The 14614-nt window shown below is 34.9% G+C and carries 13 protein-coding genes; 5 read left to right on the forward strand and 8 right to left on the reverse strand.

Annotated elements, in window-relative coordinates:
• Positions 1-536: 536 nt before the first annotated feature.
• The 3 genes from PQF83_RS09420 to PQF83_RS09430 all read right to left on the reverse strand — a co-directional run bounded on the left by PQF83_RS09420 (position 537) and on the right by PQF83_RS09430 (position 4063).
• The gene (locus PQF83_RS09420) at positions 537-1865 is read right to left on the reverse strand and encodes a YjiH family protein (RefSeq protein ID WP_001289404.1); all 1329 of its coding nucleotides are present in this window, start codon (positions 1863-1865) and stop codon (positions 537-539) included.
• A 359-nt stretch (positions 1866-2224) separates the two neighbouring features.
• Positions 2225-2722, reverse strand: a complete 498-nt coding sequence (locus PQF83_RS09425) for a GNAT family N-acetyltransferase (protein ID WP_000417624.1) — start codon at positions 2720-2722, stop codon at positions 2225-2227.
• Between the two features lie 159 nt (positions 2723-2881).
• Complete coding sequence (locus tag PQF83_RS09430; protein WP_000475860.1) at positions 2882-4063, reverse strand: YhgE/Pip domain-containing protein; 1182 nt, start codon at positions 4061-4063, stop codon at positions 2882-2884.
• 171 nt (positions 4064-4234) lie between these two features.
• Here PQF83_RS09430 and PQF83_RS09435 point away from each other — a divergent pair, with 171 nt between their 5' ends.
• Positions 4235-4852: a TetR/AcrR family transcriptional regulator gene (locus tag PQF83_RS09435; protein ID WP_001205689.1), complete on the forward strand. Its 618-nt coding sequence runs from the start codon at positions 4235-4237 to the stop codon at positions 4850-4852.
• Between the two features lie 56 nt (positions 4853-4908).
• Here PQF83_RS09435 and ppsA read toward each other — a convergent pair whose 3' ends face one another.
• Positions 4909-7515, reverse strand: coding sequence for a phosphoenolpyruvate synthase (gene ppsA, locus PQF83_RS09440; protein ID WP_000094168.1), 2607 nt, complete (start codon positions 7513-7515; stop codon positions 4909-4911).
• Positions 7516-7961: 446 nt separating this feature from the next.
• On the opposite strand from ppsA, the gene PQF83_RS09445 reads away from it, so the two are divergent.
• The 3 genes from PQF83_RS09445 to PQF83_RS09455 all read left to right on the forward strand — a co-directional run bounded on the left by PQF83_RS09445 (position 7962) and on the right by PQF83_RS09455 (position 10440).
• The gene (locus PQF83_RS09445) at positions 7962-8624 is read left to right on the forward strand and encodes a DUF1796 family putative cysteine peptidase (RefSeq protein WP_001997746.1); all 663 of its coding nucleotides are present in this window, start codon (positions 7962-7964) and stop codon (positions 8622-8624) included.
• 193 nt (positions 8625-8817) lie between these two features.
• Entirely contained in the window at positions 8818-9675 is an 858-nt protein-coding gene (locus PQF83_RS09450; protein WP_000368272.1) for an MBL fold metallo-hydrolase, read from the forward strand.
• 288 nt (positions 9676-9963) lie between these two features.
• Entirely contained in the window at positions 9964-10440 is a 477-nt protein-coding gene (locus PQF83_RS09455) for a YndM family protein (protein ID WP_000680663.1), read from the forward strand.
• Between the two features lie 35 nt (positions 10441-10475).
• Here the strand turns inward: PQF83_RS09455 and PQF83_RS09460 are convergent, their stop codons facing one another.
• On the reverse strand, positions 10476-10991 hold the full coding sequence (locus tag PQF83_RS09460) for a DUF3231 family protein (protein ID WP_000512122.1): 516 nt from the start codon (positions 10989-10991) through the stop codon (positions 10476-10478).
• A gap of 292 nt (positions 10992-11283) precedes the next feature.
• The gene (gene sasP / locus PQF83_RS09465) at positions 11284-11496 is read right to left on the reverse strand and encodes a small acid-soluble spore protein, SasP family (RefSeq protein WP_000002844.1); all 213 of its coding nucleotides are present in this window, start codon (positions 11494-11496) and stop codon (positions 11284-11286) included.
• A gap of 247 nt (positions 11497-11743) precedes the next feature.
• On the opposite strand from sasP, the gene PQF83_RS09470 reads away from it, so the two are divergent.
• Complete coding sequence (locus PQF83_RS09470) at positions 11744-12877, forward strand: zinc-dependent alcohol dehydrogenase (protein WP_000649072.1); 1134 nt, start codon at positions 11744-11746, stop codon at positions 12875-12877.
• A 77-nt stretch (positions 12878-12954) separates the two neighbouring features.
• On the opposite strand, the gene PQF83_RS09475 is transcribed toward PQF83_RS09470, so the two are convergent.
• Both PQF83_RS09475 and PQF83_RS09480 read right to left on the reverse strand, forming a co-directional pair.
• Complete coding sequence (locus PQF83_RS09475) at positions 12955-13296, reverse strand: YolD-like family protein (RefSeq protein ID WP_001243172.1); 342 nt, start codon at positions 13294-13296, stop codon at positions 12955-12957.
• The gene (locus PQF83_RS09480) at positions 13293-14558 is read right to left on the reverse strand and encodes a Y-family DNA polymerase (protein WP_000272626.1); all 1266 of its coding nucleotides are present in this window, start codon (positions 14556-14558) and stop codon (positions 13293-13295) included. The genes PQF83_RS09475 and PQF83_RS09480 overlap by 4 nt, the downstream gene beginning before the upstream one ends.
• Between the last annotated feature and the right edge of the window lie 56 nt (positions 14559-14614).

Below are 14614 nucleotides of genomic sequence, written 5' to 3' on the forward strand. Positions count from 1 at the left end.
TTTAAATGCACTTAAAATTCAAGTTTTAATACCTTCTTACATAATAATCCGTAAAAGCCTGTAACAAATACCGTGTCCATCCCATTATATCAAGCTACATTTATATTGGTTTCATTTCATGTAAGGTTTTTCTTTTTCTAAAGGTCTAGTGTGCATTATTGAAAGATTTGCACACCAAAAACGCTATTATTTCTACAAAAAGATTATTTTTTCAATTTGGTAGTATGGATAATTCTGGATTACACCCGAAAAATACTATATAATAATAAAGTGAAAGTTTTACAGTTAATTCATATGGGGTAAATGGGAGGATATAAAAATGCTAGATCAAATTACTTGGGGAACGCCAGGCAGCTTATTATGCTTAGGATTCTTTTTTGCAGGATTAGGAATTTTCTTAAGAAGTATTACGTCATATTCGAAAAACAAATAAAACATCAAAACAGTGTACATTTTAAAGTATTTACTTGATAAAAACACTAAACAAAAGAATCCTTCCTTTTATAGAAGGATTCTTTTTTATACTTTTCCCCTTTTTAAAGTAACAAATAAGCAATCGGCGTAATGATAAGCAATGTTAATATCGTTCTTTGTACGTACAGAATAATAAGTTCTGATACTTTTAACGGAATATCTGTCGATAAAATACATGGGATGGATGCTGAGAAAAACAATATAGATGATACCGAAACAACCGCAATGACAAACTTTGTCACAAGTGGTGCACTAACTACTAATAATGATGGTAAAAACATTTCCGCAATACCGACGGATGCCGCTTTAGCAGCTAAGTCTGCTTCTGGCAGTTGTAAAGCCCATGTAAAAGGATAAAAAATATAGCTGACCCAATCAAATATTGGTGTGAACTTCGCTAAGACAATACCAATTAACCCTACAGACATAATAGATGGTAAAATTCCCATCGTCATGATAAAACCGTCTTTTAAGTTCACTGCAATATTTTTTATAATACTCGGTGCAGATTTCGATACTTCTAGCGCATCTTCCCAAGCACGCTCTAGCATTTTCTCCTTATAAACGGGCTCTGGGAACCCTTCTTCTGTTACATATGTATCTGGTTTTCTACTAAGGGGTGGAAGTCTTACGGTGATAGCAGTTACGATGAATGTTACAACGAGAGTCGTCCAAAAATAAACATTCCATAAATGCATGATGTCTAATGTTTTTGCGATGATGATCATAAATGTTGCGGATACTGTAGAAAATCCTGTAGCGATAATGGCCGCTTCTTTTGTCGTATATTTTCCTTCTTTATATACGCGATTCGTAATTAATAAAGCCAGTGAATAACTTCCCACAAAGGATGCAACCGCATCAATTGCTGATCGTCCAGGTGTTTTCCATAACGGCCTCATAATCGGACGGCAAAACGTACCGATAAATTCAAGTAATCCATACCCGACTAATAATGCTAAAAAAGCCGAACCAATCGGAACGAGTAAACTTACCGATATTACTAGTTTCTCATACAAAAACGGCCCAACATCTGGCGCAAAGAACCAAGCTGGCCCTACTTTCAAACAATATAATACACCGAAAACGACGCCAACCACTTTTAAAATCGAAAAGCAAATATCTACGATAGATGTATTCCATTTTTTCGTATAAAACGGATAAATTGCACCCATTACCATAACGAGTAGTGCGTAATAAGGTACGGCGCTCGGGACCGAAGCTCTAATCCACGACACGATATGATCAATCATTATGGAAGAAGCACCGTTTATCGTAACCGGTACGAAAAACATAAACACCCCAACGAGACTAGCAAGTATAAACCGAAGAATGATGCTCTTCTCACTCCCTGTCTTAATTACATTCCTTTTTAATTCAATTTCACTCAAAATTCGACACCCCCCTATTTATCTAAATATTCTGTATAATTATATTGAATTCCTTCTTTCATATTCAAATATGTAAACAGATTTTAGACATCGATTGTTTTATCTGAATAAATCAATTAAAATAACCATAATAAGGATATTTCAAAGGGGCATATAAACTATGAAAAAAATAAATATTAATCATGAAAAAACATTGCTCAAAAAGAAAATTGTAAAAAAACTCAACTGCAAGCTGCTAGAGGTCTTGGATATCTAGCTGCCCAAGTAGTTAACTTAAAAATAAATCAAGTTTTAAAAGACAGTGAGAAGAAATAAGAAAAAGCGTAGAAATTCCTACGCTTTTTCTTATTTCTTTTCAACTATATTATGCTCTTCTGAAACATACTATGTCCATCCGTACTACCGACATATTCAAAACCACATCGCTTATAGAAATCATTCAACGTAACATTATGCCCTACACAATCTAGTTTTAACAACTCTTTGTCATGTTGTACATTCTCTTCTATCCACCGTAACATCCATTCTCCGATTCCGTTCCCCTTATACTTCCGATTCACCGCAAATCTATGAATATATAATGAATTAGAAACTTCCTCTTTACCAAAAATATATTCATCCCATTCATTTTGTTTAGGAGATACTGTAACTGTACCGATAATTTCATCTTCTTTCGTAACCACATATGTATATTTCTCTCTTATACCTTCTAATATTTCAGCCGTAGCTTCTCCTCCTAAAAGGTACTGCCACTGGTCCACTTCTTTATGTTGTAGCCATTGTGCTACTTCTTTTAATAGAGTAATAATGTTATCGCTTTCCTCTTCAGTAGCGGTTCGAATTGTATATTTCTCCATATTTCCGTTCCCCTTTCCTATGCTTACTTCGCTCTTTATTAATTTTCATTTTATACATTATATACCAAAATTAATTACTGCACTTTTAAATTTATCTATTTGATAACTTGTATCCATCACAAAAAAAACGCTTCACTCATAGTGAAACGTTTTTATCTTTTATGCCTGTAATTCCGTTTTATGTCCCCTTACTACACTACGTTTTAAAGCAGTCGCTAAAATAATAACGATACTTACCGCACCAATCCAAATAAGCACAATAACAGGTGTACTCCAGCTTAACCCTTTTCCGAAGAAGAATATTTCTCTAAGTCCTTCAATCATAAATCGCATCGGCAACCATGTATACACCCAGTCTTGGTAAAATGGAGACAACATTTCAGGCGCTAATGATAATAACGGTGCACCAAAGAATAGTAAGAGAGCAAATATACTGATTCCCTTTAGTCCGACTATTGAAAGTACCGCCGATATCATTAAGAAGAAACTAAAGGACGTAATAGTTAAAAACAGTGCCGTATCAGTGAAATTTGAAATATTTAGTCCTACCATTCCATCCGCAATCCATGTAATACCGAACCCAATGACAAATGCTGCGACAGCCCCTGTTATGATTTGTTTTAGTTTTAATATGAAGTTTTCTTTTCTTGTACCTACTGGCATTTTACTTATCGCAATAAAGATAATTGCTGCGCTCGCTAAACTTGCAATCCATAACGGTTGGAATAAAGAAATTGGCGAGTTACCGTTCGCACTGTTTTTGCCAATTTCATTTACATTCGTTACTTTCTTTGCAATCGGTGTGACTACATTTGAAACTTGATCTGCTGTTAACGTAACTCCTTTTTCTTTATATCCTTCTAATAGTTGCGCGCGAACAGTATTGTTCATATTATCAACTACACCATTTAACATTTGCCCTGCCATAGTTGATGCTGCTGTATTCATTCCTTGATTTATAAATATTTCTACCTCTGGCGAAGATGGCTGTGTTGTTCGTAATGATGATTGTTTTGCGCTAAAGTCTTTCGGAATGACTAATGCTGCGTAATACTCTTGATTATTTAAGCCTTTTTGAACTGCTTCTTTATTGTTCACTTCTATCCACTTCACCGCAGGTTCTTCTTCTGATTTTGATGTCTTTTTCATATTATCAACAATTGTTTGCCCCATATTCATCTTCGGTTGATCCGGAATTTCTACTCCTTGATCCTCATTTACAATTGCGATTGGCAAGTTTTTCGGCTGAGGTTGAACGGTTGGAAATAACGTTAATGAAAAAATAAAAACAACAAGTAGGGCAATAACTGGTGATAATAATAAAAGTTTATTTTTAAACATTTTCTTTTCTCCTCCTTACATTTGATTTATAATAACCAACAACGTGTTGTTTATTTATATTTTGAATTATATGTTCGAGTTGAACCTTATACAATAATCAAAAATCGTGAATGTGTCGGTTATAAGACACATTTTCTAAATATGTTCAGTAAAATTAAGGAGGGACATGCTTTGCGCGATAGTAATTTAGATTTACGTGTTGTTCGTACGAAAACTGCCATACGAAATGCATTGGTGGAATTAATTGAGGACAAAGGTTTTGACGCCATTACAGTGAAAGATATTACAACGAAAGCAAACATTAATCGCGGTACTTTCTATACGCACTATCAAGATAAATTTGATTTAATGACAAAATGCCAAGAAGACATTATGTATGAGTTTTCTAGCATTGCAAAAAAGAGATTCCCAGAAGTGATTGCGGATCTCGGATCGAATCCTTCTCCAACAATGCCGTTTCTACTTATCACTTCTATTCTTGAATTTCTAAATGAAAATAGTGATTTTATGAAAGCTGTATTAAGCCCAAAAGGAGATTTATCTTTTCAAACAAAGTTGAAAGACTTTATGTGGAAAACATTATTTGAAGATACGAATGGTGCTCTCATTAATAAGGAAAATTTACTTGTTCCAAGCCAATATTTAGCTTCTTATATGGCATCTGCTCATATTGGTGTCATTCAGCAATGGTTAAATAGTGGCCAAAAAGAAACACCAGAGGAAATTGCTCGTATTTTATCAACAATCGCAGTTCATGGACCTTTTTATGCAGCTGGCTTAAAGAAGTGAGTTATTGCAAAATAAAAAGATCATCCACTATTTATAGCGGATGATCTTTTACTTCATTACAACACTTCAATATACCCTTCTGTTCCATGTACTCGTATTCGTTGCCCATCTTTTATTAATTTCGTAGCGTTCTCTACTCCAACGACTGCCGGTAATCCATATTCCCGTGCAATAACCGCCCCGTGAGTCATAAGTCCGCCGACTTCAGTGACTAGTCCTTTTATAGATACAAATAATGGTGTCCAGCCAGGGTCAGTAAACGCCGTAACTAATATATCTCCCTCTTCTAAATTCGCATCTTCCATGTTTAAAATAACGCGAGCTCTCCCCTCAACTAATCCAGAAGAAACAGGCAGACCTGCAATCGCTTCAGCTGGGAGGTTTTCTCGTTTATATTTACCTGTAATGATTTCTCCATCAGACGTCATTATACGAGGAGGCGTTAGTTTTTCATATAATTTATAATCATTTTTTTGTTTATGAATAAGCTCATAATTTAGTTTCTTCGTGCGAACAACTTCGTGAAGCTCTTCAAAAGTTAAATAGTATATATCATCAACTTCATGAATGACACCGCTCTGCACAAGTTGCTCAGCTTCTTTTAGTAACGCCTGCTTATATATGAAATAACGATTAATCATACCGTATTTCGGATATTCACGATAGCCGATAAAATTACGGATATTGCGAATCATTCGCTTCGTTTCTTCTACTTTTTGTTTTCCATCCGGCAATTGCTGCAATCGATCTACTAACTCTTCTTCTTTTTTCAAAGCTTCTTGCAGTCCTTCTTCAAATTTCCGTTTACTTGCACCATATTCAAAATCTCTTATATTATTTAAAATCATCGGGATAATGGTTGTTGGCTTCTCACTCCAGCGCGTTTTCGTAATGTCGATTTCTCCGCTACATCTCATTCCGTATTTATTTAGAAAAGCATCTATTGCCTCTCGAGCTTTTTCCCCGTCTTTAAACTGAACGAGTTCATCTAAAAAGCTATCATTTTCTACATGTTGTAAATACGCAATAACTTCTTCGTACGGCCGAATCACATCAGCAACTTCCATTAATGCTAAACCCATTTCCGACGTAATATTATTTTGCACCGATTGAGAAAGGGTGTCCGCTGCATTCTTTTCGCCCAGCCATTGCTCCATTTTTTCATTGATCCATGTTGAAGCATTCATACCTGCCATAATAACTGCTATACTTTGCGGATTAAACAATACTTTCTTTAATTGCTGAATATCTTCCAAAATAAAATCAAGTACGTCCACTCCTGATTTCAGTTGCATAGTTTCTTTTAACTCTTCAAGTGATACTTCACTATTCTTTATTAATTCCGTAACGATTGCTGGATCATTTTCGATTTCTGGTCGCGAACTTACTGGTGGCTTACTTTTACTAGCACTCTTTTCCGTTTCTTCATCCGGTAACAATGTAATAAAATTATCTCGCTCGACTACAGTCGTTAATGCATCTCTTATGAGCGGATCTGATTTTCCTAACGTATTTATTAAGTAATCTCTGCTAGCAGGTGAAGCTAATTGTTGCGTAGCATCAACAAACAGCCTTCCGCCCGCTTTACGCATTGGGGCACTTGTCGTTAACAGAAAAAAAGATAACCCTAATGGTTTCATCGCATCGGTCATCATTTGTTGGTGACCAACTGATATATATACATGATTTCCCCCATCATTTTCTTCCGGAATTGGATATAAAGTCGTTATCGGCCTGCTTTGAACAATATAAAATGTATTACGGGCTAAACACCATTCAATATCTTGCGGACAGCCAAAATAAGCTTCTATCTGTCTTCCGATCTGTTCTAGTTGTAATATTTGTTGTTCAGACAATGTTTGAATCTTTTGCTGAGCCGAATTAATCTGTTTCGTCTCTGTTCCGCCCTCTTTTAAGGCATAGATAGCTACTTTTTTAGTTGAAATCACCTTATCGACGATTTCCCCCTCTTTTACTTTATAATTATCAGCAGAGACGAGTCCTGATACTAACGCCTCACCAAGTCCAAAACTGGCATCAATTGATAATATCTTTCGGCTAGATGTAATCGGATCAGCAGTAAATAGAATGCCCGAAGCCTCAGGGAAAACCATTTTTTGAACGACAACACATATAGAAACTTGATTATGTTCAAAACCATTTTGCATACGGTACATGACTGCTCGCTCTGTAAATAAAGAAGCCCAGCACTTTCTTACATGCTGTAAAATCGCTTCTTTTCCGATAATATTTAAATACGTATCTTGTTGACCTGCAAACGAGGCATACGGTAAATCTTCAGCCGTAGCACTAGAACGCACGGCATACGCGTGTTCATTTCCAAAACGTGAGAGATACTGAGTTACTGCTTCCACTACATCAGTAGGGATTTGTACTGCCATAATGACTTCTCTAATTTCCTTACTCATTTCACCAATTTGAGCTCGGTCTTCAAGTTTCAACTTGGTCAGCTGCTGCAACAAAGTTTGAAGCTCTTCATTTTGCTCGATGGCCTTTTCATATCCTACCGTTGTCACACAAAATCCTTCTGGCACCTGTATACCTTGAATGTTAGATAACTCCCCTAAATTCAACCCTTTTCCGCCGACGAGTGAAAGCTGCCCCTTTTCTATTTCCTGAAAATCGAGAACGAAAGAACTCATATAACATCTCTCCTTACTATGCATGTGTTCTTGATTGTAGCAGGAGTAAAGGAGAAGAAACAGTCTATTTCGAATTTGATTTACATGATATAATTAAGTTAGGAAGAGATTAAATAATGCCCTAGTTGCATAATGAAGCAACTAGGGCTTCTTATTTCCTCTCAATTTTAAATTACAATTTGTTCACAACTAACTTCAATGTATTTCTGTTTTCCCCTTTTATTATAGGAACGCCATGAATTATCACTCACAATTCTTACCTCAACAAATGGTACATAACTTGAAATACGCCTTAGTTTAACCTCCTGTGAGCCTTTTCACAGGAGGTTTTATACATACATATATTATTTATAATTAACTCGTTCTCCTATTTTTCAAAAGCATATTTTGTGTCATAATAACGCTTTTTAGAATTTATATATACCTTCTAATTTTTCTAAAAAAGGATGATTGTATTGGAAATGAAAAAGCTTCAAGGAATGTATGATGATGTTATTAGTTTAGGGGAAAATTGTTATACTGCTATTCATCTAAAAAAATATAAGCTGCGGAAATATTCAGGTCCTCTAGATTGGTTTGTATCACCGAATCTTTCTTCTATCAACACATTATTGAAAAATAATTTCGTAGACTTTATGGATTTAAAAAACATGCAATCAATGCCGGAGCAAAATATTGTGTTTAATGATGGCGTGATACAACCTGTTTTTTCTCATATTATAAAAGATACAAAATATAACGTAACATCTTATCATGATTTCCCTGTTATTCCGAATGAAGATTGGTTCATCACATACCATGATTTTAAACAAAAATTAGATCAAAGAATTGATAACCTTTACGAAAGAATGCATAATTCACAATCCATTTTATTTGTTAGATGGGGCGGAAGCTTGACTGAAGCGCTTGAATTACAAACCGTTTTATCAAATATTGTTAAAAATAATTTTAAGATCCTTTTACTCTATCCAACAGGACTTGAAAATGAAATAAACAAATTAGAATGGGCGCTTGATCATGTTTTTCCCGTTCAAGTTTCAAGTAATTATCAAAATAAAAGAACTTGGTATGTCCTCTTAAAAGATATACACTTAAACTCAAAAAAATAATATAAACTACGACTTTAAAATCAATATTCTTTGTTTACATTTTATATAAATTGACATATCTCTCCCTTAATTCTAAGACTAAGTTATTGTTTTTTGTAATCCCCCACTCATTCTTTTCTCAAATGCTCCAAAATGGATTTTCAAAATTAGGGAACTATAATGTCATATTGGAATAAGTTAAGGGGGAGAAAAATTGGACAATGAAATGAATTATGGAAGTGATTACAAGTTTATTCCGGCAACTTCAATTGAAAGTGGTCATGGCATTGAAGTATTGCCTGATTTATTTTGTTACACGATTCAAATCGTCAACATCTGTTTTGTTGGACATCCCAAGAGCAATGATTTTGTTTTAGTTGATGCTGGAATGCCTAAATGTGCAAATGAAATTATCTCTGTCACTGAGACGCGATTTGGTACAAATAGTCGCCCAAAAGCAATTATTTTAACTCACGGGCATTTTGATCATGTTGGTGGAATAATTGAACTCATTAAGTATTGGGATATTCCAGTCTATGCCCATCAAATGGAGATACCGTTCCTGACTGGACTACAAGGCTATCCTGAACCAGATCCAACAGTTGAAGGTGGTATGGTAGCGAAAATGTCGCCTCTGTTCCCTAATGAACCGATTGATTTAGGAAATAGCGTAAAAGTACTACCTGCAGATGGAACTGTTCCTCATATGCCAGAGTTTAGATGGGTGCATACACCAGGACACACTCCAGGTCATATTTCATTATTCCGAGAAAAAGACCGAACTTTAATTGCTGGGGACGCTTTTATTACAGTGAAGCAAGAATATCTATATAAGGTAATTACTCAGGAACAGGAAATCAGCGGTCCGCCTCGTTATTTAACAACAGACTGGAACGCTGCTAAAGAATCCGTTATTAAATTAGAAAAATTAAAGCCTCTAGTCACTGTTACTGGACATGGGATACCTATGTCAGGTGAATTGCTATCAACAAGCCTCAACACACTCGTTAAGGAATTTGATAAAATTGCTGTACCTGATTACGGAAAATATGTAGATAAAAAGATACATTAAGCACAAGAAACTTTGGCTTTTATATTAAAGAATTAAAACGGCAAAAATTATTAAGTTTAGTAAAAAAATACTGTACTTAGGCAACATCTCGATTATAAGAGTGGAACGCCCCTTTGTGAATAAAGCTCGATATTCCGCAAATACTATCCATAGTATAAGCCTGCTTCTTACCCGGCTTGTACTTCTTACCATTTAAGGATGATTAAAACGGGTTACGCTATATAAAAGCATAACCCATTTTTAATGAAATATTTTATTCCATATACGTTTAAACAATGGAGGAAAATGATGAAACATATTGTTGCTTTATTAATTAAATATACAGCGATAACTGCAGTATTACTAATCATACTTAGTATCTTTACAGGCATTTCAATTCCTAGAGTATTACTAATTTCTCTTTTCCTTACAGGAGCTGCCTATTTAATCGGAGATCTCTTCATTTTACCTAAGTACGGAAATATGATTGCTACAATGGCAGATTTTGGCTTAACCTTCTTCGGAATTTGGATTTTAACATCTTTATTTACTAATTTAGATACTACTCGTAATATTGGATTTTCTTCATTTATAGCCACATTAATTATTGGCGGAATAGAGATTTTCTTCCACATTTATATGAAGAGGTTAGTACTGCGTAACAACGATGAATTAAGAAATCACAATCATATTCACCATGATAAATACGCTATGGAAATGTCAGATGAATATATGGATTCTTCCACAATAAATAAATCCAAGCTTAAGGATACATCTAAAAAATAAAAAAGTGGCCAACGCCACTTTTTTATTTTTGTTTATTAAGCTTGATCAGAGTTTCTCACATGTAATGGAGGTGGAACCACCCATCCTTTTTTCTTACTTAAACGTAGCAAAGTTACACCTGCCTGCGCTTTTTTCATATGAAATTGTCCAAATAACATGCCTACATCTTCTCGAAGGCATTTTCCCATTACTTGACTACATGTCACAAGTCCAGCTGCTAATCCTGTAGAAACAGCTGCTGCAATTTCAACATCATTAATACGCGCTCCCGGAGGAATGTCTTCAATAGATGCTACTGGTCGTTCTGGAGGAGCAGGCGGTAAAGCAACCCCATTAACTTTTAAAAGTGCTTTTAATTCTTCTATTTCCGAGTTCATATCATTTTCAATTAAGCCTTCTAAAAACTTCTTCAAATCTTCATCACCTGTGTGATTCATAAATACTTGGTGGCTTGCAATCGCACCCTGCGCAGCAAGAAGATAACTCCAAATATCAAATACCTCTCCGTAGTGTAATGGTTCATTTTGAGGATTTCCACTTAATATACCCATTTTCAAATTCCTTCCTTTCGAAAATATCATAATAAATATTGATTTTAATATTAAAATCAAATTTTTAAGTATGCTTTTTCCTGCAAAAGCTTTTCTACTATGCATGGAAAACACCTTTCCAACACCTTGTGTTTATTGTTTAGGAAAGTCGTTTACAAATTAAATACCCAAAGATTATGAAAGAAGATTATCAATAATCTTTGAGTGAGAATTCATTTACTATAAGGTTTTGTCTTTATACATACACAAAAGAAATTGATTTACATATCTACTATATTTTATGTCAATTCACTTAACGGTTCGCTCTACCACCAAGTTGTTGTTCAGCCATTGCTACTAAACGTTTTGTAATTTCACCACCAACAGATCCGTTTGAACGAGCTGTTGTATCTGCGCCAAGTTGTACACCAAACTCTTGTGCAATTTCATATTTCATTTGATTAAGAGCTTGTTCAGCACCTCGAACTAACAATTCATTACGACTTCCACTATTATTGTTTGCCATGTTGTTTCACCTCCGATGTTTTTAATATGCTTCGAGTTATGAAATAATAATTATCCTTTTTATGGGAATTAGATTATGAATAATTATTGAGTTTCTTCTTAAAAATAGAGCAAAAGACATAAGAAAGAAGAGTTGCTATAACATACTGTCATAACAACACTATGTATTGATTCCTCTTTACTAAAGATTTCTGTTTTGCCAAGAGATACATATAAATTATAAAAAATGATTCCTAAGGAGATATGAGATGAAAGCCGTAACCTATCAAGGACCAAACCAAGTACAGGTTAAACAAGTGGATGATGCAAAATTAGAGAAAAAAGATGATATTATTGTAAAAATTACTTCAACCGCTATTTGCGGTTCTGATTTACATTTATATCAAGGCAACATGCCTTTACCTCCAGGGTACATTATTGGTCATGAACCAATGGGAATTGTTGAAGAAGTTGGTCCAGATGTTACTAAAGTAAAAAAAGGAGACCGTGTTGTGATCCCCTTTAACGTTGCTTGTGGACATTGTTTCTATTGCCAACATGAAATGGAAAGTCAATGTGATAACTCCAATCCTCATTATGATTCTGGTGGATACTTTGGTTACACAGAGAAATTTGGTAACCATCCAGGCGGACAAGCCGAATATTTAAAAGTTCCTTTTGGAAATTTCACTCCATTTGTTATACCAGAATCATGCGAACTGGAAGATGAATCCCTACTCTTTTTATCTGATGTTTTGCCAACAGCCTATTGGAGTGTAAAAAATGCAGGTGTTAAGCGAGGCGATACTGTTATCGTACTTGGTTGTGGCCCTGTTGGATTAATGACACAAAAATTCGCTTGGATGCAAGGTGCTAAACGTGTAATTGCAGTGGATTATTTAGATTATCGAATACATTATGCAAAAAAGATTAACAATGTTGAGGTATTTGAGTTTACAAAATTTCCTGATATGGGAGAACATTTAAAGGAAATTACGCATGGCGGTGCGGATGTAGTTATTGATTGCGTAGGCATGGATGGGAAAAAATCTCCCCTAGAATTTCTGGAACAAAAATTAAAATTACAAGGCGGTACCCTCGGTCCTATTCAAATCGCTACGAAAGCTGTAAGAAAATATGGAACAGTTCAAATGACTGGTGTTTATGGCGGTAATTATAATGCCTTTCCACTCGGGGCATTTTGGGTTAGAAATATTAACCTTAAAATGGGACAAGCACCTGTCATTCATTTTATGCCGGAACTATTTGAAAAAATAACAAATAAAGAATTTGATCCAAAAGAGATTATTACGCACAAAATCCCCCTTGAAGAAGCGAGCTACGGTTATCAAATTTTCAATAATCGTGAAGATGATTGTATAAAAGTCATTTTAAAACCTTGAAAATTGATATGTGGCTGGATCTTTGATTTTTCTATGCAGTAGACTGCTAAAAATACCCTACTGCATAGAAAGATACTCTAATTCACTTCCATTACATCACCAAACTTAAACATTCTTTGATTATGAAAAGCGTCGGTACAAATAATCGTCTTATTTAATGGATTTATTTCAGCTACTGTTATGTAATTTTTATATAGGTAGCCATTTTTATAATATGTAAGTAAAACTTCTTCCTCACCTAAATATGAAATTAACAGCTTATTTTCAATCCTTTCTTTTTCATCTTGCGTTAAGATTGGACGCGGAACTGTTGTTTGCTCCTGTATCATTTCTTTAATACAGGTGAACTGCTCTGGCATACTGGCAAACGGTTGCCACTTTACCATCCCTCTTCCTTTTGGTATATTCGCATTCCTCACGATTTGTGTCCTCCTAATAATGTATTTCTATATCTTGCTGTTGCGACGCTCGTGTAGGAAATCCCACGTAAAATACTGTTCTTACCAAATCGTGTTCGAATTTCGTCCATAACCTTCGTTAATCGCATTTCTTTTTCCCTTTGTATAATGTTATCAAAAAGTGAAATTTGTTCTTCTCCTTCATGTATTAAATTAGTTAGCGAAACACTTATTGATCGAATCGGTTCTCCTGCATGTCTCTCGTATAAAAAATAAGTACAAACATTATAAATATCCATCGTTAAATTTGTTGCTCTGTTTAACGTATGTGCTTTTTTTATTCCTCCTCCGTATTCCTTACTATATCCGACTGAAAAATGGATCGTTTGCGCATATTTCTTTTCTCGTCTCAACCTATAACAAACTTCTTCTACATGCTCTAATAAAATAACGATGAATTCTTCTATGGAATAATCACGAAATAATATTTGGCTTTTTGCTATAGATGTTGTCGCTGGAACATATTTCTCTGCTATTCTGCTAAAATCAATCCCATTACTATGTAAATGTAATTCTTCTCCTATTACACCAAAGGATTGCTTTAAATACTTCAATGGGTACTGTGCTAAACCCCCAATCGTATGTATACCTTTTCGATTTAATTTTATTTCCGTTTTATACGATATACCCCAAAATTTACTGAGCGGTCTAATACGCCATAACTTCTCGGGTATATCGTCATATGTCCAATGCGCTATTCCATCCTTATTCTTTTTCGCTTCCACATCCATCGCTACTTTACTCAATAATAAATTCGGACCAATACCAATCGTACTTTCAATTCGCGTACGTTCATATATTTCTCTCTTAAACTTTAATGCAAACTCGCGCGGATTACTCGCAAACAAATGAATACTTGCAGTCATATCCATGAAAAACTCATCGATACTATATTGATGAAAATCTTCCGGCGCAACATACTTTAAAGCTAATCCTGTTATGTAAGTTGAACATTTCATATACGTATGCATAATTGGATTCACAATAATAATATCTGGCCGCTTCGGTATTTCGTACAACCGTGCCATCTTCTTAATTCCTAACGCTTTTAATGGCGGGGTTGCTGCTAATACGATTGATCCACTCCGGTTTACATCTCCTACGACGGCCAATTTTGTATATCGTGGATCAAGTCCTTTTTTAATACATGATACGCTTGCATAAAAGCTACGAAGATCTACACATAAAATAATACGATTCGGTAAAAGAGAATAATCATACAAGGTTATCACTCCTAACAAAAGAACGTTTGTTCTTATTATATACGAACTAACGTTCT

Source organism: Bacillus sp. FF-1 (assembly GCF_028548245.1).
Classification (GTDB): Bacteria; Bacillota; Bacilli; order Bacillales; family Bacillaceae_G; genus Bacillus_A; species Bacillus_A paranthracis.

What these genes read in the sequence shown, in the direction of transcription:
- PQF83_RS09425 (WP_000417624.1), bottom strand. Translation starts at nt 2,722, where the DNA reads ATGGAGAAATATACAATTCGAACCGCTACTGAAGAGGAAAGCGATAAC.
- PQF83_RS09430 (WP_000475860.1), bottom strand. Translation starts at nt 4,063, where the DNA reads ATGTTTAAAAATAAACTTTTATTATTATCACCAGTTATTGCCCTACTT.
- ppsA (WP_000094168.1), bottom strand. Translation starts at nt 7,515, where the DNA reads ATGAGTTCTTTCGTTCTCGATTTTCAGGAAATAGAAAAGGGGCAGCTT.
- PQF83_RS09445 (WP_001997746.1), top strand. Translation starts at nt 7,962, where the DNA reads ATGATTGTATTGGAAATGAAAAAGCTTCAAGGAATGTATGATGATGTT.
- PQF83_RS09455 (WP_000680663.1), top strand. Translation starts at nt 9,964, where the DNA reads ATGAAACATATTGTTGCTTTATTAATTAAATATACAGCGATAACTGCA.
- PQF83_RS09460 (WP_000512122.1), bottom strand. Translation starts at nt 10,991, where the DNA reads ATGGGTATATTAAGTGGAAATCCTCAAAATGAACCATTACACTACGGA.
- sasP (WP_000002844.1), bottom strand. Translation starts at nt 11,496, where the DNA reads ATGGCAAACAATAATAGTGGAAGTCGTAATGAATTGTTAGTTCGAGGT.
- PQF83_RS09470 (WP_000649072.1), top strand. Translation starts at nt 11,744, where the DNA reads ATGAAAGCCGTAACCTATCAAGGACCAAACCAAGTACAGGTTAAACAA.